Below are 19,145 nucleotides of genomic sequence, written 5' to 3'. Positions count from 1 at the left end.
CTCCAACACCTAATTTTCACACTTTGCACAGGAGTAGTCCACTATAGAAATCGTCTATGTGGGTACGCCATTACACTTGAATTTGCTCAGTTTTATCTGGCAATATTTCCACAAATTTTCTCAGATGAACTGAAATTTAACCAATAAGCTCCAGTATGCCATTCTAAAATTCAGGTTGCCATTAGCACCCAATCCTAAATTTAATTTTTAATTGTTGAGGTGTTGATTTTCTGGTCTGGAAACCCCTGGACTTTGTACAAGAACTTATATTTAACTACAGCAATTTTAGAATTGTTATGCAAATACACAGCAGAAACAAAAAAAATATATAAAAAATTTACTTTGGATTTTTTATTTTGACAAAATGTAAACTTTGTTATATAGTTGTGTCAACTTCATCACCAATTTGTAAAATTTTTCCGGCTGACAATCGGGGTAGTTGAGTATTGATACTCAATCGATAAAAGTGATTAAAGGGCGATGAAGCAACCCAATTTGGCAAAGTTGCTTGTCGCTGGGTTATAAAGATTTTTTGAAAGTTTGGGTAAGCTTCCCCTAAATAAGAATTGCGTGTTGGGACTATACAACGCTGACATGGGTTAACCCCAAAAAAATCTACATCTCCCACTCGAAAAGAGACTAAATCACCTTGTTCGCTAAATAGCCGATCTTCCCAAAATGCTGGTACACCACCAATCTCGATGTTGGCACGCATTCGACGGCGCATTTCATCTACACTTAAACCAGGAAACCAAGAAGCTACCTCTGCCAATGTGGCCGTACTAATTACTGTTGGGCCAAGTGAGTGTGTATCGTCAGGAAAACCCATTAAAGAGTTTTGTCCCAAGGTGACAGCAAACTCAAAATAATCACTCAAAGTTGCTTCTAAGGCTTGCCGTTCCTCATCTAGATGAAAAATCTGTTGTAAGTTGCGATCGGGGATTTGCAACGAGATAATTCTATTTAAGAGTGCAAATTGTGCCCTTATTAAATGGATTTTAGCATGACGTTTGCCATTGACAAATCTACCTTGTTCGTCAAAAAGGGCAAACTCGCGGTCATACTGTAGTGCGCCACTGGCAAGAACTTTAGCGTTCTCAACTTCAACACCATCCAGTGATTTAACTGGATACAGCAAAATCTTAGCTAGGTAAGGCGTCACGTCGCTTCGCTCCGAATTCAAAATTCAAAATTCAAACATTTTAGACACCCATAAATAAATTTAGGGGTTTGTATCCTTTTCGTTTTCGGTCATAGCAATATTTGAATTTGAGATTTGGCAAAAAGTCGCAGTATCTGGCAAAGAGCGAACTGAACTTTTCAAGACGGATTTTGGATTTTAGATTGGTGATTTAGTAGTCCCCAATCTAAAATCTAAAATTCTTTTGTTAATGAGCTATTTGAGCAATATTGTTTGTTATTTTATGGATATACTGGCGATTTATCGATTCCGCCAACATGATTTAAAGGCCAGAAGCGAACTACAGCACGCCCAATGATATTCTGGCGGGGGACAACACCCCAGCAACGGCTGTCATAACTACTGTTACGATTATCACCCAGTACTAAATATGAATCGGCAGGTATAGTCTGGGGTTTTGCCAAAAAAGGTGGCTGTGGCCCTGATTGGCAAACATCAATAACTGTGGTCTGCCCAGAACTGAGGTAATTAGATTCTGGTAGAGGTTTGTCGTTGATATAGACTTTGCCATCCTTAAGTTGTATTTTCTCTCCAGGTAAGGCAATTATACGTTTAATAAAAGCATCTTGATATTGTTCTTTTTGTAGCTCTTTCGTCGGTGAAAATACTACTATGTCTCCCCGTTGCGGGTCAGCAAACTTATACTTCAACTTATCGACAATAATTTTGTCTGCCTCCCACTGGTTTGGCGTACCATGCAGAGTCGGTTCCATTGATCCAGAAGGAATCCAGCGTGCTTCAGCAACAAAGGTACGAATTCCTAAAGCTAGAACAATGCTCAATACAATTGTTCTACCTAGCTCTGCGATCCAAGAATTATCGGGTTGTTGACTAGAGTTGTTATCAGACACTTGATTATGCATGAAATTACTTAACTTAACGAAAGATGTAGGTAATTAACTCACCTAGTGAGACTTTATCTGTTAATCTTAACGGGAAAATTTTAATTTCCTAGTTATGTTTGCATCTTGACTACCAATTTTAGATTGTGGATTGGGAAGCAGGTAGGAGGCAGTGTTTCGACTACGCTCAACAACCAGGCAGGAGGTAGGAGGCAGGAGGTTTGAATTTAGATAAGGCTTCTATATTAAGACGCTCTCGCGTTCAACCCTATCTAATTGCAGTCCACCAAATCGGAGATTTTGTGGGGGACTTAAACTCCTGCTGCCTCTGTTGTTAAAAATAAACTTTTTTTTAAGGCGCGGCAAAAATTGGTTACTCCGATCGCGAATAAGTTTAACCTAAAAGCATGGTTCTCTGTAATACATAGCTCCCTGTCTAAACTTGGTTATTCCTATGTCATCGCCAAAAATGTTACTGATTCGCCGCGCTCGCATAATCTTACCCGATGGTGAACTGATGGTTGGAGATGTGTTGACGCGCGATCGCCAAATAGTCGAAGTTGCGCCAGAAATCTCCCAAACAGCACTAGCCACTGAAATTGACGCAGAAGGCTTAACTTTGTTGCCAGGAGTTATCGATCCGCAGGTGCATTTCCGGGAACCTGGACTAGAACACAAGGAAGATTTATTCACCGCCAGTTGTGCCTGTGCTAAAGGGGGAGTCACTTCTTTTTTAGAAATGCCCAATACGCGCCCCCTAACTACCACACAACAAGCTTTAGACGACAAGCTAGAACGGGCCTCACACAAATCCTTAGTTAATTATGGCTTTTTTATTGGGGCAACAGCAGAGAGTTTACCAGATTTGCTTTTAGCAAAGCCAACACCGGGAATTAAGATTTTCATGGGGTCGATGCATGGTCAGTTGTTAGTTGATGGCGAAACAGCATTGGAGGCGATATTTGCCAAAGGCGATCGCTTAATTGCCGTTCATGCCGAAGACCAAGCTAGAATCAACCAACGCCGCCAAGAATTTGCCAATATTCACGATCCAGCCGTTCACTCGCAAATTCAAGACGATCGAGCGGCATTGCTGGCAACCGAACTAGCATTAAAACTTTCTCAAAAATATCAACGTCGGTTGCATATTCTCCACATGTCAACAGCGCTGGAAGCAGATTTGCTGCGTCAGGAGAAACCGAGTTGGGTGACAGCAGAGGTGACACCACAGCATTTGTTATTAAATACTAGTGCCTATAAAACAATTGGCACATTAGCACAGATGAATCCACCTTTGCGATCGCCCCACGATAACGAAGTTCTCTGGCAAGCTTTGCGCGATGGCGTGATTGATTTCATTGCGACAGATCACGCGCCACATACCTTAGAAGAAAAAGCTCAAGAATACCCCAATAGCCCTTCGGGAATGCCTGGGGTGGAAACTTCCCTTGCTTTGATGTTAACTGCGGCAATGGAGGGCAAGTGTACTGTGGCTCAAGTTGTAAACTGGATGTCTAAAGCTGTAGCTGTGGCTTATGGTATTCCGAATAAGGGAGCGATCGCCCCTGGTTATGATGCCGATTTGGTGCTTGTAGATTTAAACACATACCGCCCAGTCCAGCGCGAAGAACTTTTAACCAAATGCCGTTGGAGTCCTTTTGAAGGCTGGAACCTCACCGGCTGGGCTAAAACCACCATTGTCGGCGGTGAAATAGTTTATGACAAAGGCCAGGTAAATACGCAAGTGCGGGGTCAAGCTTTGACTTTCTTGTAGCAAATATTTATTTAACTTTACAGCAACTACATCAGGTATATTCCTCCCAAACTTCACGCCAGATTGCAGGGGTGGGGTATTTCTGTACCTCACAACGTAGAAATTTGCTGTATTTCTAAGTGTTTCAAGTTCAATCTTCAATAACTACTCCATTTTTGCGATCGGATTACCTATTTAGATCGCAAAAGATGCGATAAATCATCACAAAGACGCGATAAATTACCGTCTCTACGAAAGCTTGATTATTGTAGAGACGGCGATTCATCGCGTCTCTTGCCTTAACCAAACAGCATTGCCGGAGGCGGAGCCTCTAGGACGACATTCCCAGTCTTCGACTGGGAACGAGACAAACGAGACAATATTTAAAAGCTTCTTCTAGGCTGGTTTTCAAGTTAACTTCACATCAATGCTACGCATACCCCCTCTACAGAGAAGCAAGCTATAAGTAGTGTCTCGTAGAGAAAGCACTTCGTTAAAAAAAACTTAGGTATTCTTCCAGTCGGATAAATCGGATAAGTCGGATAAGAGTAAACAAGCTAATGGAATTGTATTGTGATTCATCTCACGATCCTTGTCCACAGAAATAATCAAAGAGAATTGCTATGTCTTTCAAAATTTTGGCTTTAGACGGTGGCGGTATTCGTGGAGTTGTTGCAGCACGAATACTTCAACAAGTAGAACAAGAAATTAGAAATCAAGGAAAAGGAGAGTTTTTACACGAATATTTTGACATGGTTGCTGGTACTTCTACTGGTTCGATATTAGCAGGAGGGATTGCTATTGGAAAGGAGAGTGATGAACTCATTAAAATGTATAAAAATAGAGGCAAAGATATATTCCCTTTGGAGATAAAAGAGCGCTACAAAAACTTTCCGTCCATCATCAAATCAATTATTGATGTATTTTCCCCATCTAAATATTCTCATGATGGAATTACTAGCGTACTCAAAGATGCCTATAAATCCACAAGAATCAAGGATATCGAAAAACCCATTCTTCTGATTCTTGCTTACGATACGCTATATCGCAACACAACCTTTTTTACAAATTGTCATCCCGATTTAGGAGACAGATGGTACGATGACTGTTATTTATGGGAAATATGTACCGCTTCTGCCTCAGCACCTACTTTTTTTCCACCATATAAATTAGAACCTGTAGATAAACAAAAATTTGGTGACTGGGAATTCCCCCACATTGATGGAGGAGTTTCTGCTAATAATCCTGCTCTGGCAGCTTTGAGTCTAGCAATGAGGATTAGCCAGTCTTCAGTATCTCCAGAAATCAAGCAACAATATAAACTAAATAATCTGCGATTGGAAGATATTTCTATCCTTTCTATTGGCACAGGTCAAACTGGTCAACCATATCAATATAAGCAAATAAGCAAATGGAGAGGCTTAGACTGGATTAAAAATCTTACTAACATTTTCATGGAACCTACATCTGAGATTGATAGTACGATTTGCCGACAAATTATGGGTGGATATGAGTCTAAACGTTACTTACGTCTTCAGTTTGACTTAAATGAGACATTTAAACCCAAACCAAAAGAGACTTATAAAGATCCTCGCATTGTCTTACCTCCAGAAGAGCGGAAAAATAAATTTACAGGGGAAAAAGTCACTGAAGAAATAGATAATACTAATTCCGAGATTCTTCAGCAGTTAATAGATACTACCTCTGCATTCATCGATCAAGGTCTTACGTACTATACCAGAGACGATTCCGGTTCTCCGATAAAAAAGGCGATCGCGTCTTTTATTAGAGATAACTAGCCATCTGTGTCATTATTTACAAGCGTCTACAATTGGTTGGGGTTTGAATACCCATCCAATTGATTTTTACATACCCTTCAAGACTTTTTCTGGCTCGTTCCATTAGCTGAGATAATCAAGGAGCGATGCCTACGGCGGTAAACTACGCACGTAAGCTCTAGCAATAACTGCCTTCTTTGATAAATTCTCGAAATTGTATTTAATTTACTAATTAAAATTTGCTTTTCTGATAAAGTTTAGTAAAGTCAAGCTTTACCTCTTCTTTGTACTACTGCTATCAAATCGTAATAATACCTAAGTTGTTTAATTAGTAATTAACGAGGAGAAGATATAAAACATCTTTTAGCAACCAAATAGAATGTGTAATCCAATACATTTTTCTCAGCCCTGTTTTGTCTTGTTGCCGCAGTATTTACCGAATGTTTTCCATGACAACTGAGGCAGAGAAAATAATATGTTTTTAGACATTTTAGCTAGCCTGCAACGGTTATTTGTTGGTTATATTCCAGCCGCCGTATTGGGTAGTTTTATCGGATATTTTATCGGGATAAATAGCATGGTTTATCAGCTATTTCGGCTGATATTTCAGATCCCTCATAGTATCCCTCCTATCGCTTTGCTACCTATTGCTCTCATCGCTTTTCAAGAGAGCGACTCGGCTGCTATTGTAGTAGTTTTTCTGGGAACTCTTTGGACAATGATTATTAATACAGCAATAGGGATGCGGCATTTCAAGAGACAGAATAACAACTTTCGAGTAGCTATTTTTCATATATTTCATGCCTTAAAAGTTAGCATTTGGGTAGCCTGGTTTATCGTTATTGCCACAGAAATGTTAATAGGACCAAGAGGACTTGGCTTTACCCTCTGGGATGCTTATAAAGCTGGCAATACTGATTACATAATCCAGGAAATATTATACATTGGCATCATTGGCTTTTTGCTGGATCAGTTACTAGATTTCGCAGCCTATCTTCTCTCGCAAATGGTTTCAGATGGCAAAAAATCTTCTTAAACTTTATCGAACAGAATTCAGGAGTCAGGAGTCAGAATGAATTGTGTACGACACAACGACAGGCTCAGTGCATCGCTGGCGGGTAGCGCAGCGTAAAGCCTTCTCTTCTCCCAAAAGGAGATCGCGTAGCGTCTTGATTCTGAATTCTTCTTTATCTCGGCTTGCGAATTGAACCCTGCCAGCTAATAGTTTGCTTGGCAGAACGTATTCCTAAAGAACGAGTTGCTACGACTTCAATATCAACGTTGACACCAGGGCGTAAAGCTTCGTCAGGAATTTTGAGCTTGCCTAAAGCTAGAGTAAAACGATTGTAGTCACGAGTCACAAGTTCTGTGGGAATATCCCCTTCAAATTCAGTTTTGTAGCCAGAAAAACCGTGCGAGCTATCTTGGGCGCGGAATTTCACGCGAAACTGAGTATTAATGGCATCAGACTTGGCTGCCAAATCAACTATTTTTAAGTTGAGATTTTGTCCGGCATCGGCAAACTCTGCCACAGCTAACCGGGTGACATCTTTTTTGGGAATGGCATGGTTAACGGTAAATGTTGTTAAGTTAGCCTCACTTTTGCTGTTACCCTCAACCCATAAGTCCTCAGAAAAAGTAATTTCTACTTGTTTGTTATCAGTTAAATTTAGTGTTACGACTTGATTGCCAAAGCTGGTAATGGGTTGTCTTTCTTGCCAAACTATTTGAAAAGCCTCTTCTAGACGCTGTTCAAACTCTCGATAATCATCGGCGATCGCAGAACCAGGCGCAAGTAGAGAAGCTGCGCCTATACGTTGATTCCACTTATTCTTCGAGAGGTTGAACTGTTTGTTTATCAGTTCCGAAATTGCTAGCTGCACAGCTGGAGTATCAGCTGCCAAAGGTTCCTTGCTATTGACAATACTCAAAGTTCCTAAGCGCCCTTGGCTACCATCGCTACCATCGCTGCCATCTCGCCCATCGCTACCATCGCTACATCGATAAACCTTTTCAGTACACTTGTAATCAGGGCTACCAGGAGTTCCCTCGCAGGTTTTTACTTCCCATCTCCGTCTGTAACAGTTACAGCCCTCTGTACCGTCACCACCTCTACCACCACGCCCACCTTCCCCACCAGTTGCCCGCACAGAAACATTCCGTAAGCCTGCCAAATTGCTGTAATAGACTGTCAGAGAACCACCATTTCCCCCATCTCCTCCTTTGCCACCATTACCACCGTTACCACCGTCTGGTGCGTTTATGTCATGGCTGACGCGTTCGCCGCGTTGGGAACCACAGTCAGGTTGATAACCATGTTCACCGTCTTCCCCGTCTTCACCATCTTTACCCGACAAGTCAAGATTTATAGGTGAACCATTGACAAAAATATTTTGGTTTTCACCGCTGCTACCATCTCTACCCGATCGCCCATCGGTTCCTGCGCGTCCATCTCTGCCATAATTTCTAGCTATTTTATAGTATTCATCAGAGGCAACGGCTGGACATAAAACTGAACCAGAGGCAGGCAAAAAGCTAGTAAATAAGCAGAATGTCAGCAGTAGTGGCAGCTTACTCCTAAAACCATTGTGCATCTATTTACACCTAAAACTTTAGTTGAATTATCTACTCCTGACGCTGACTTTCAACAATTTGCTCCCTCTTGCCCAGTGAGATCGTGTTTGGTTCAAGACTTATCATTAAGATCGCAGAGGGGCAGAGGGGCAGAGGGGCAGAGGGGCAGAGGGGCAGAGGGGCAGAGGGGAAGGGTTTTTAGGCTTTATGTATAGATTCGGGAATTAGGTGTTGCATAAAACTCCCTACCCTAGCGAGGTTTTACCTTTTCTTCGTGCGATTCGATCGATTACTTTTTTCAATCAAAATCAATCGCCATAGTCTCCCACAAGTGATTTTACCAATGTCCGAACTCGCGTGATATTTCCTTCATTGCTAAGGTTCACTTCAAAGAAATTTTCTCTTCTTGGAAGGCATTTTATTGCTTAACTATCTCAAAGCGATCGCTCATAAGAGTAACTGGCAACTTGGGTTAAACTTGGGCATTTTAAAGCAAGGAAATAAGTGTCACACTTCGACACACTTATGAAAAAGGATTAGCTTCTGTTATCACTTCTGGCAGTGGAATAAACTCTGTTTCATTTGGCACGCTAGCAAAACGAGAGTCGCGCCAATCAGCTTTAGCTTGCTCTATTCGCTCTGGTCGGCTAGAGACAAAATTCCACCATTTGTAGCGTGTACCTAACGGCTCACCGCCAATAACAATACATCGAGCAGCATCTATAGCAGAAACCTCAACCCGATCGCTTGGCTCTAGAATAGCGAGACGATATTGCTCTATCGGTTCATCATTAATCCTCAATCCTTCTGTGACACTGTATACTGCCCTTTGTGAATAATCTGTAGGGATAGTGAAGTGGGTGTTTGCAGACAACACTGCATCTAAATAGAGGATAGGTGAGAGAGCTTTCACTGGTGAGGTATAGCCAAATGCTTGCCCAGCAATAAGTTTGATGATAACGCCATTCTCTTCCCAGGTGGGAAGCATTTCAGCCGGATAGTGAATGAACGTTGGCTCGGTTTCTTCGTGTTCAACAGGCAGGGCAACCCAGGTTTGAATGCCATGAATAGTAGTTTCTTGCTGACGGTCAAAGTCAGGTGAGCGTTCTGAATGGACAATTCCCTTTCCTGCTGTCATCCAGTTGACTGCACCTGGTTGGATTTCCTGTACAGTACCCAAACTATCGCGATGCATCAAAGCACCATCAAATAAATAAGTTACCGTTGCCAGATTGATATGAGGATGCGGTCGGACATCGATGCCTTGATTGGGCGGCATAACGGATGGGCCAAGATGATCGAAAAAGATAAACGGCCCAACCGTTTGGCGATTAGGATATGGCAAACTGCGGCGGGCAGAAAAACCACCCAGATTTTTAACTTCGGGTTCAATCAGTTGAAGAATTGCCATAAATAATCGCAGGTGATTAGTAAATGCTGTAATTATTATAAGTATATTTACTTGCAAATAAGCTAATCTTGATAAGTTATCTGTTTGTTTTGTAGACTTGATGCCAGTGCGATCGCCTGTTTTTTACTGTTAAATATTAAACACAGCCCTAGTCAGTATTGTTTCTCAACCAGAGAGTCTTTTAACAAGTGCGATCGCTCACGTTTAACTTTATTAAACTTCTGATTAGATTTCAGTTTCCTACTGTTGAGGAAATTGATTGCAACCAATTAGCTCAATTACTATTAGATTCTGCAAAGCCCCGTCCATTATTACTAGATGCACGGAGTCAGATTGAGTATGCAGTTAGTCATATCGAAACAGCAGTACGCATAGATCCTCTCACAGATGATTTAGCAGCAGTTGCAATTTCCCAAGATAGATCAATTGTTGTGTACTGTGCTGTTGGCTACCGAAGCGCAAAATTAGCCCAAAAACTGGATGAAGCCGGGATTAAGTGCATTTATAACTTGAGTGGTGGAATTTTTCAGTGGGCAAACGAAGGCAGACCGATCTTTCAAAATGGTCATCCGACAAAGGTTGTACATCCTTACAATGCAATTTGGGGAAAATTACTAAAAGCTACTTACCATGCTCAGGAGTGTTGACCTTTAGACTAAGAGCTTGTCAACATTAAGTAAGTAGAATAAAAGCAACGATAAAACTACTTAAGCTGCATGTCTCAAGTTTCGATTGTCATTCCTACTTTAAACGAAGCAGTTAGCTTAGGGCGTACATTACGCCAATTGACTTTACTTAATCCGCCTGCTTTTGAAGTGATAGTAGTAGATGGTGGCAGCAATGATGAGACAGTGGCAGTTGCAAAACAATGCTTGGGGTCATTAAATCAGTCGCTAGGCGTACAAGTTCTCTCATCTGAACGACGTGGACGTTCTATTCAAATGAATTACGGAGCATCGGCTGCAACTGGAGATATTCTTTGCTTTCTTCATGCAGATACTTGGGTGCCAGATGACCTAATCACGGTAATAGAGCAAACCCTAGTAGAGCCAACCATTGCCTGTGGCGGGTTCATTTCTCTGATGAGTGGATCTCAAACGACTCGCTGGGGCATCTCTCTACATAATTATCTAAAAACCTACTACGCACCACTGCTATTTAAGCCTCACCTGTTTTTTCGAGGATTGCGCCTGTTGTTTGGAGATCAGGTAATGTTTTGTCGTCGCACTGACTTTTGGGATTGCAATGGATTTGATGAGGCATTACCGATTATGGAAGATGGAGATTTATGCCTGAGATTGGTTAAAAAAGGACGTATTTATCTGGTGAACCGCATTGTTCACTCTTCAGATCGCCGCGTCGCAAAATGGGGTAGCTGGAAAGCAAACGCAATCTACCTTTATATCGGTTTTTTGTGGGGGATTGGCGTTGATGCAAATTATCTCAAACAATTTTATCAAGATATTCGCTGATTCAGGCTCCAGTCATAGTAGAGATAGGAAATCGGCGTTGAGGCATTTATTGGCAGGTCTGTTTGTAGGTAGGAGCGGATATATTCTGGAATAGAGGATTTGACCTTAAGAAAATCTTGACGATACCATTTAAAGATTTTGCTACAGTAGAGCGTTTTACTATCTGAGTCATAACGAACTTTTTCAGGATTGTTAATGAAGCGACGGGTATCTTCATCTAACTGCTGAGTAACTCGTTGAGGAAAATAAGCTCCAGCGCGCAGTAACGGGCAACCAACGGAAGCACAGACAATTGCAAAATGAATTCGTGGTTCCTGTAATTTATTCCGCAGAATCTGGTTCTCTATTTGGGCTAGACTGTAATGTTCGTCAAATATATAATAAGCACGACGTTGGAAGAACCACAAAAAAGCTAGCCAGTTGGGAATGCCTAAGATTCGCGGACGGATTGACTCAAGTGGGTATCTCTCCAAAATTGTCGAAATGGTGAACGCATTGTAAAGGTTGATCCACAATGCCAATTGCTCAGAAGTGTTGCTATCAGATGTAAAAGCCAGATTTTTTTGACTCGATAACCAATTAGCTAGCGCTTGAGGTTGCTCAGTTTTCCAAGCAATATAGTTTACACGACCCTCTCGATCGACATACTGACGCAACAACCTGTCCCAAGGTTCAAAATCAATCATTATTGCTGTGTTTATATGTTGGCCGTAGCTAAGGGAATTCTTTGCTTTCGCGATCGCAACGTACAGTTGAATTTGTACAAGTATTTATTTAACGAATTATAACAATACTATCTTTGGCAACTTGAAATCAGCGATACACTGAGGAAAATTCCTTGAGGAAGCGTTGATGGCACGGTCAAACGGGGTTACAAGTGAAACGTCTGTAGAGGAATTGCCTACAGCTTCAGACAAAGATACGATCGCAATTGAAAATCCACCTGAGCCAGTGGAAGATGCCCAAGATATTGACGATATATTGAACTCACTAAAAACCTTACTGAGTTCTTTAGAAAAGCTCCAAAAAGTCCGGCAGGAAGTGGGCGATATCAAACCGTTGATTGGGCGGATGCTTGATGGAGAACTAGTTGCTGGTGAAGAACTTGAGCAACTCAAGGCAGGTGTGAGCAGTCTTTCTCGCCTTGTTCGTGCTTATAATGACCATCAAGTAGCGTTGGCTAAAGCACAACCTGCTAGAGACTTGCTAGATCAAGTACTGAAAGAACGTAAAGCTAATTGAGTTGAGACTGGAGATTGGGAAAGAAATTCTTTAGATATTTGGTTGGAGTTCTAATTTCCAGTCAGATGTTAGGAGTTTGTAATCCTTAATTTAACAAGCGATCGCACTTTTTTGAGAGAATGCGATCGCTTCGATAAGCTAGAAAATTTATTATGTCTTTTTTAAATCGGAAAAGTCGATTTTTCAGTAAGTTTAATCGCCGAGATTTAAGGACTAGCCAGTTAAGCTGGCTAATTATATCTAGCTTTTTTTTATTTTTAGGAACTACTGGTGGTGTAGTGCAAGTTAAAACAGCACAGAAGTCAGGGTTCACACTACAACTTTTACATACTTCCGACCAAGAAGCAGGTGTACCCGCGCTGAAGGATGCACCGAACTTTTCAGCGGTGTTAAATGCACTGAAAAATCAGGATGCTAATGGTGATGGCAAACCTGATTATCCTAATACCTTAATCCTTTCATCTGGAGATGCTTATATTCCCAGTCCCTTCTTATTTGCCAGTGACACAGCTTTTGGTGGTCAGGGGCGGGGAGATATCTTAATTTTAAATGCTCTTGGGTTTAGTGCGATCGCCTTTGGCAATCACGAATTTGATTTAGGTTCGGGTGTTGTTGCCGACTTACTCCGTGCTAAAGAAGATTACCCAGGTACAAAATTTCCCTATCTCAGCGCGAATCTAGACTTCAGCACTGATAAAGACTTAGCGAAATTAGTTACTGCTGATGGACAAGAAGCAAGTAAAATTCCGAATAAAATTGCCCGTAGCACCATCATTACCGTTAATGGTGAAAAAATTGCTGTGGTTGGGGCGACAACTCCCACACTGCGGACTATTTCTTCTCCCGGTGGTGTGACTGTGTTACCTAAAGAATTTAATAGCCGCGATGCCGCAGATATTGCCGCTTTGGCTGCTGAAATTCAAACTTCTGTTGATACACTGCTGACAAAAAACCCAGAGATTAATAAAGTCATTCTATTGGCACACATGCAGCAAATTGCGATTGAGCAAAAGCTAGCACAATTACTCAAAGGAGTAGATATTATTGTTGCTGGTGGTTCCAATACCTTACTAGCCGACAAAACAGACCGTCTGCGAGTGAGTGAGAAATCTGCTGGAACTTATCCAATCATCAAAAAAGCCGCAGATGGTAATCCGATAGCCGTAGTTAATACCGATGGAAACTATCGTTATGTTGGTCGTCTAGTAGTTAACTTTGATGCCAAGGGAGTGATTATTCCTAAAAGTATTGACTCTAAAATTAGCGGTGCTTATGCGACTGATTCCCAAGGAGTAGCAGCTGTCGGTAGGAAACCCGATGCTAAAATTGTCGCCATTACAAAGGCGCTCAAAAAAGTGATTATTGCCCAAGATAGTCAGATTTTTGGGAAAACCAACGTTTTCCTTAACGGCTGGCGGGGTGATGTCCGCACCCAAGAAACCAATTTCGGGAATTTGACAGCCGAAGCTAATTTAGCGATCGCTAAACGATACGATCCTAAAACTGTTATTTCTATCAAAAATGGTGGTGGTATCCGTGACAATATCGGTATCTATACTTTTCCCCCAGGTTCGACTCGCTCACAGGATGTTATCAAACTGCCACCCCAAGCGAATCCTGTAGCAGGTAAGAAAGAAAAAGAAATTTCCCAACTTGATATCAGCAATGCTTTACGGTTCAACAATAGCTTGATTTTAGTTACTTTGAATGCTAAAGAACTACTAGCAGCGATTGAACACAGTGTAGCAGCCATAGCGCCGGGTGCTACCCCTGGTAGTTTTCCCCAAGTAGCGGGATTAGCCTTTAGCTTTAACCCAGATTTGCCAGCAGGTAAGCGTGTTAAATCCCTGGCTATCAAAGACGGGAAAGGCAAAATTATTGATGTAGTGGTGAAAAATGCAGAGTTAGTGGGTGACTCTAATCGCATCTTCCGCGCTGTCACCTTAAACTTCCTCGCAAATGGTGGTGATGGTTATCCTTTTCCGAAAAGAGAACGGGTTGATTTGATATCAAAAGATGCTAAACGTACAGGTTTAGCCACCTTTGCTGCTGATGGTTCCGAACAAGATGCATTAGCAGAATATTTGGTTGCTAACTTTAAGCAGATTCCATTTACTCAAGAGGATGTACCACCTAGCAAAGATACTCGCATTCAAAATCTGAAGCTGCGTAAAGATGTGGTATTTTGAATCAATGGTCAGAATTCCAGTAATTGATTTCACTAATTTTACTAAGGGCAACGCAATAACTCGACAAGCTGTCATTAAACAAATCTATGAAGCTTGTCATGAAATTGGCTTCATGTACTTGCAAAATTCAGGAATATCAAAAGACCTAATTGAGGAAGTATTCACTCACAGCAAGTCTTTTTTCAATTTATCTTTAGAAGTTAAGCAAAAGCAAGCTTGGAGTGATGAATTTAGTAATATGGGTTACGTTGGGATTGAAAGAGAAAGTCTTAACCCCAATCAACCAGGCGACTTAAAAGAGGCATTTAATGTAAACAAACAAGCGGTAGAGATAGATGCTTCTCTTGTCACCTTTTATGATAATTGTACAGAACTTGCTAATACGATATTACAAGCTTATGCGTTGGCGTTGGAATTGCCAGAAGATTTTTTTACTGTAAGACATAATCAACAAAATCATACCTTGCGACTATTACACTATCCGCCATTGCAGACACCAGTGAAACCCGGACAAGTGCGTGCTGGCGAGCATTCCGATTATGGCAGTATTACCTTACTTTTCCAAGATGACATTGGCGGGTTAGAAGTACAGACAGTATCTGGAGAGTGGATTGTCGCGCCTGCAATTCCTGATACTGTAATAGTCAATACTGGCGATTTAATGCAACGGTGGACAAATCATCGATTTTGCTCAACTAAGCATCGAGTGATGATTCCCACTGATAATAGGGTGAACCAATCGCGGTATTCTATGGCTTTTTTCTGTCATCCTAATGATGATACAGAAATTGCTTGTTTGGAGAGTTGCCAGAAGGAACAATCGCCTATCTATCCCCCTATCCTTGCGGGAGAATATCTTTTACAACGTTTACAAGCAACTTATGGTAATTCGTAATTCGTAATTCGTAATTCGTAATTAAGAAAGATATTTAATATGAAAACCTACGACTGGATTGTGGTTGGCGGTGGAATTACGGGTGCTGCACTCGCTTATGAACTGGCTAAAACTGGCTTTTGTGTACTTTTGTTGGAGCAAGACAGCAGACCACAGAATGCAACTCGCTATAGTTATGGTGGGCTGGCCTATTGGTCGGGTACTACACCACTAACTCGGCTATTGTGCGAAGAAGCGATCGCACGTTACCATATCTTATCTCAAGAGTTAGACGCTGATATTCAATTTCGGGAATTAGATTTATTACTGACTATTTCAGCCCATAATGACCCAGAAACAACTGCGGCATCATATAATGATTGTGCCATTCCACCGCGTTTACTCAGTATTCAAGAAGCTTGTGAGTTGGAACCGCAGCTAAATCGAGAGGCAATATCTGGTGCTTTAACTGTCAAACACGGTCATATTCACCCAGAAAAAACAGCACAAGCTTACATCCAAGCTTTTGAGCGGGCTGGGGGTGAAATGCAGATTACCCAAGTATTGCAAGTATTGCAAGATGGCGTCCAAACCACCACTGCAACTTTCCACAGCGCTAACGTTGTCATCTGTGCGGGTGGACTCAGCCGCCAGCTTCTCAAATCTGCTGGTGTTTCCATCAAGCTGTATTTTACCCACGAAGAAATTATTGAAACTCCAGCCGTTGATGTCAGGTTACGCACCTTAGTTATGCCAGCGAGTCAGCAACGGTTTCAACTAGAAGCTGAATCTACTCAAGTTGATGAATTATGGGATGAACTTGGTAATGATTTAGTACCAGCGATTTTAGATGTGGGTGCAATTCAGTTTCAAGATGGTAGTATCCGCATCGGTCAAATTAGCCGTGCGATCGCAGATCCTCAAGCCGAGGTAAACTCAGACGTAAGCGAAAAATGGTTGCGAAAAGGTGCTGGTCAAATTTTACCAGCATTGGAGAATTTACCAGGGACTTGGTATCACTGCTTAGTGGCATTTAGTAGTAATCAACTTCCCTTAATTGGTGCTATCCCAGGATTGGAAGGCGTTCATGTTTTCTCTGGATTTAGTAATCCCCTAGTACTTATACCACCTTTGGCAAAGCGCTTTGCTAATTTTGCAACTGGCCAGGAAGATGAAATTATTACACAAATAGCTAATCTAAGGTGATTTCTGACAAAGAATCTACCCAGGTTGACGAGTTTCGACTTCTCTTCGAGACGCTACGCGAACGCTCAACTCTCGATTCTTTAGTTGGTTGAGCGAAGCGATGCACTGAGCGTAGTCGAAGTGTCGAAACCAACGGTAGCGGTAGATTTATTAACGGAAATTGCCTAAAAGCCTCGCAGTGAAAAACACAAATATTACTGATGCTGGCACATTCAGCGCTGCACTGATTTTAATTCAATCTCAAACTTGGTTAATTGACAATAGTGCATCTTGTCTGTCTAAATAAACAATTAGAGTTCGCCTAATTTTCAGTAGAGGAACAGCAGCAATGTCTTCCATTGAGGAGAACAAAATTATTGCTCAACGGTGGATGGAACTTATTAGCGAGCATAAAATCGCAGAAATTTGCGAGATAACCGCCCCGAATTGGAAAATGCACGGTGGTTTACCAGGACTTCCCCTTGGCCCTGAAGGGGTACGCAAACTCTTTGGCTCATTTGGGCCTATTCAGCAGAAATGGACAATTGAAGACGTAATCGCTGAAGGTGACAAAGTTGTTGTGCGTGCGACTAACACCTGCATCCAAGAGAGTTTTCTTGGCATACCTAGTCGCGGCCGTCAACAGACTTTCACTGCTACATTCATTCATTATATTGCCGACGGCAAGATAATTGAAACCTGGCGAAACGCTGACGACCTTGGACGGGTTCTTCAGCTTGGGGCACGGATTGAACCAGGAGTATCTGAATAATAGCAGTAGTTGATTAAAACTATTGTTGTGTTAACCAGCTATCTGTTCAGCACATACCAGACTTTTGAAAAGAGATAAGTAGATAGACATAATTAAATATAAAATAAACTCTTAGTTTGTAGTGAGCGATTTATCGCTCAGAACAAGAATTATCGGGACTAAAGTCCTGACTACAAACAATAAATTTATTTATGCCTAGATACTTAGCAGTTTTTAACTGTCTAGAATCAAAGACGTTCGTGGAAGAGAAAGTTTTTACTCTTCCATAACGTATTGCATAGATATGAGAATCTTTATAAAGTTAATAAAGCTTAATCTTAAAAAGTTTGTTTTTGTAATAAAAAACAAACCTTTTTGTATAAGTCGTCACTTTTTACTAGTAAACTATCGCACTATTATCACACTTTGAAGTTTGATATTGTCAGCTTTCTATTAAGTTAGTTGATTCATCAAGAGGAAAATTCATAAAAAGATGAGAAGACAATTTAACCGACGCAAGTTTATAATCTACGGTTCTTTAACTTTTGGAAGCAGCTTTTTTTTGAAAGCTTGCGCGAATAATTCTCCAAGTGCTACAGAGAGTCCAGCCGCACCTCCCACTGCTTCACCAGCGGCGGCGACTGCTGGTGACACCATCAAAGTAGGTATTTTGCACTCTTTGAGTGGTACGATGTCTATTAGTGAAAAAAGCGTTGTTGATGCTGAAAAGTTAGCAATCAAAGAAATTAACGCTGCTGGTGGTGTTTTAGGTAAGCAAATTGAAGCAATTACCGAAGATGGCGCTTCTAACTGGGATACATTTAGAGAAAAGGCAACTAAGCTAATCGATCAAGATAAAGTCACTGTAGTTTTTGGTTGTTGGACTTCTGCTAGCCGCAAGAATGTTAAGCCAGTATTTGAGAGCAAAAACCACATGCTCTGGTATCCTGTGCAATACGAAGGTCAAGAGTGTTCTAAAAATATTTTTTACACTGGCGCTGCACCAAATCAACAAATCGAACCATCTGTTGATTGGCTGTTAAAGAATAAGGGCAAAGAATTCTTCTTAGTTGGCTCTGACTATGTTTTTCCCCGAACAGCTAATACCATCATTAAAGCTCAACTAGAAGCTTTAGGCGGAAAAACAGTTGGTGAGGATTATTTACCTCTCGGTAACACAGAAGTTACACCAATTATCACTAAAATCAAACAAAATTTGCCCAATGGTGGCGTGATTTACAACACCTTAAATGGTGATAGCAACGTTGCTTTCTTCAAACAATTAAAAGGGGCTGGATTGACACCAGATAAATATCCCTCTATGTCTGTAAGTATTGCCGAAGAAGAAGTGAAAGCAATTGGTGTAGAGTATCTTAAAGGTCATTATGCAGCTTGGAACTATTTTCAAACAGTAGACACACCTGCTAATAAGAAGTTTGTAGCAGCTTTCAAAAAAGAATACGGTGAAAATCGGGTGACAAATGACCCAATGGAAGCAGCATACATCGCAGTTTATTTGTGGAAACAAGCAGTCCAAAAAGCTGGTACTACAGACATAGCTAAGGTAAGCGCTGCGGCTTACGGTCAAACTCTAGATGCACCTGAAGGTAAAGTGACAATGGATGCCAATCATCACATATCCAAAATTGTGCGGATTGGTCAAGTTAGGCAAGATGGTTTATTTGATATTGTCTATGCTACTCCGACAGCAGTTGAACCAGTTCCTTGGAATCAATTTGTGAAAGAAACTAAAGGATTTGCTTGTGATTGGAGTGACCCTGCTAAGGGTGGTAAGTACAAGAAAACCTAAATAATTCGTAATTCGTAATATTCTCGTTTCCAGGTTCTACCTGGAAATGCTGCTCATTGGGCT

General features: G+C 41.3%; 16 protein-coding genes. 11 read left to right on the top strand and 5 right to left on the bottom strand.

All coding sequences use genetic code 11. The annotated features are described in order from the left end of the window. Window positions 1-376: 376 nt before the first annotated feature. Entirely contained in the window at window positions 377-1,162 is a 786-nt protein-coding gene (locus tag AC1F2U_RS22515; protein WP_480263088.1) for an MOSC domain-containing protein, read from the bottom strand. A 260-nt stretch (window positions 1,163-1,422) separates the two neighbouring features. Further along, window positions 1,423-2,064 carry a signal peptidase I gene (gene lepB, locus AC1F2U_RS22510; RefSeq protein WP_334837863.1) on the bottom strand — a complete coding sequence of 214 codons (642 nt, stop codon included), beginning with the start codon at window positions 2,062-2,064 and terminating at the stop codon, window positions 1,423-1,425. Between the two features lie 433 nt (window positions 2,065-2,497). Between lepB and AC1F2U_RS22505 the strand changes: the two genes are divergently transcribed. The 3 genes from AC1F2U_RS22505 (at window position 2,498) to AC1F2U_RS22495 (ending at window position 6,610) form a co-directional block, all read left to right on the top strand. Then, window positions 2,498-3,817: a dihydroorotase gene (locus AC1F2U_RS22505; protein ID WP_480263087.1), complete on the top strand. Its 1,320-nt coding sequence runs from the start codon at window positions 2,498-2,500 to the stop codon at window positions 3,815-3,817. Window positions 3,818-4,419: 602 nt separating this feature from the next. Then, the gene (locus AC1F2U_RS22500) at window positions 4,420-5,595 is read left to right on the top strand and encodes a patatin-like phospholipase family protein (RefSeq protein ID WP_480263086.1); all 1,176 of its coding nucleotides are present in this window, start codon (window positions 4,420-4,422) and stop codon (window positions 5,593-5,595) included. 454 nt (window positions 5,596-6,049) lie between these two features. Continuing rightward, window positions 6,050-6,610 carry an ABC transporter permease gene (locus tag AC1F2U_RS22495; protein ID WP_480263085.1) on the top strand — a complete coding sequence of 187 codons (561 nt, stop codon included), beginning with the start codon at window positions 6,050-6,052 and terminating at the stop codon, window positions 6,608-6,610. A gap of 151 nt (window positions 6,611-6,761) precedes the next feature. Here AC1F2U_RS22495 and AC1F2U_RS22490 read toward each other — a convergent pair whose 3' ends face one another. Beyond that, on the bottom strand, window positions 6,762-8,168 hold the full coding sequence (locus AC1F2U_RS22490; protein ID WP_480263084.1) for a collagen-like protein: 1,407 nt from the start codon (window positions 8,166-8,168) through the stop codon (window positions 6,762-6,764). Window positions 8,169-8,671: 503 nt separating this feature from the next. Then, the gene (locus AC1F2U_RS22485; RefSeq protein WP_480263083.1) at window positions 8,672-9,559 is read right to left on the bottom strand and encodes a pirin family protein; all 888 of its coding nucleotides are present in this window, start codon (window positions 9,557-9,559) and stop codon (window positions 8,672-8,674) included. Window positions 9,560-9,747: 188 nt separating this feature from the next. On the opposite strand from AC1F2U_RS22485, the gene AC1F2U_RS22480 reads away from it, so the two are divergent. Together AC1F2U_RS22480 and AC1F2U_RS22475 are read left to right on the top strand one after the other, a co-directional pair. Beyond that, window positions 9,748-10,206, top strand: coding sequence for a rhodanese-like domain-containing protein (locus tag AC1F2U_RS22480; protein WP_480263082.1), 459 nt, complete (start codon window positions 9,748-9,750; stop codon window positions 10,204-10,206). 69 nt (window positions 10,207-10,275) lie between these two features. Beyond that, on the top strand, window positions 10,276-11,031 hold the full coding sequence (locus tag AC1F2U_RS22475) for a TIGR04283 family arsenosugar biosynthesis glycosyltransferase (protein WP_480263081.1): 756 nt from the start codon (window positions 10,276-10,278) through the stop codon (window positions 11,029-11,031). On the opposite strand, the gene AC1F2U_RS22470 is transcribed toward AC1F2U_RS22475, so the two are convergent. Beyond that, window positions 11,016-11,717 carry a DUF547 domain-containing protein gene (locus AC1F2U_RS22470; RefSeq protein ID WP_480263080.1) on the bottom strand — a complete coding sequence of 234 codons (702 nt, stop codon included), beginning with the start codon at window positions 11,715-11,717 and terminating at the stop codon, window positions 11,016-11,018. The two genes, AC1F2U_RS22475 and AC1F2U_RS22470, sit on opposite strands and share 16 nt — an antisense overlap. 166 nt (window positions 11,718-11,883) lie before the next feature. Between AC1F2U_RS22470 and AC1F2U_RS22465 the strand changes: the two genes are divergently transcribed. The 6 genes from AC1F2U_RS22465 to urtA all read left to right on the top strand — a co-directional run bounded on the left by AC1F2U_RS22465 (window position 11,884) and on the right by urtA (window position 19,082). Beyond that, window positions 11,884-12,273 (top strand): hypothetical protein, encoded by a 390-nt coding sequence (locus tag AC1F2U_RS22465; protein ID WP_480263079.1) that lies wholly within the window; start codon window positions 11,884-11,886, stop codon window positions 12,271-12,273. Between the two features lie 152 nt (window positions 12,274-12,425). Beyond that, window positions 12,426-14,462 carry a bifunctional metallophosphatase/5'-nucleotidase gene (locus AC1F2U_RS22460; RefSeq protein ID WP_480263078.1) on the top strand — a complete coding sequence of 679 codons (2,037 nt, stop codon included), beginning with the start codon at window positions 12,426-12,428 and terminating at the stop codon, window positions 14,460-14,462. Between the two features lie 4 nt (window positions 14,463-14,466). After that, complete coding sequence (locus tag AC1F2U_RS22455) at window positions 14,467-15,357, top strand: isopenicillin N synthase family dioxygenase (protein WP_480263077.1); 891 nt, start codon at window positions 14,467-14,469, stop codon at window positions 15,355-15,357. A gap of 39 nt (window positions 15,358-15,396) precedes the next feature. Then, window positions 15,397-16,542 carry an NAD(P)/FAD-dependent oxidoreductase gene (locus AC1F2U_RS22450; RefSeq protein ID WP_480263076.1) on the top strand — a complete coding sequence of 382 codons (1,146 nt, stop codon included), beginning with the start codon at window positions 15,397-15,399 and terminating at the stop codon, window positions 16,540-16,542. Window positions 16,543-16,870: 328 nt separating this feature from the next. After that, window positions 16,871-17,293, top strand: a complete 423-nt coding sequence (locus AC1F2U_RS22445; RefSeq protein WP_480263075.1) for an ester cyclase — start codon at window positions 16,871-16,873, stop codon at window positions 17,291-17,293. Window positions 17,294-17,765: 472 nt separating this feature from the next. Continuing rightward, window positions 17,766-19,082: an urea ABC transporter substrate-binding protein gene (gene urtA / locus AC1F2U_RS22440; protein ID WP_480263074.1), complete on the top strand. Its 1,317-nt coding sequence runs from the start codon at window positions 17,766-17,768 to the stop codon at window positions 19,080-19,082. Window positions 19,083-19,145: the final 63 nt, after the last annotated feature.

Source organism: Nostoc sp. LEGE 12454 (assembly GCF_056620565.1).
Note: the sequence above shows the minus strand (reverse complement) of the source record. Positions and strands in the feature narration are given on the sequence as shown.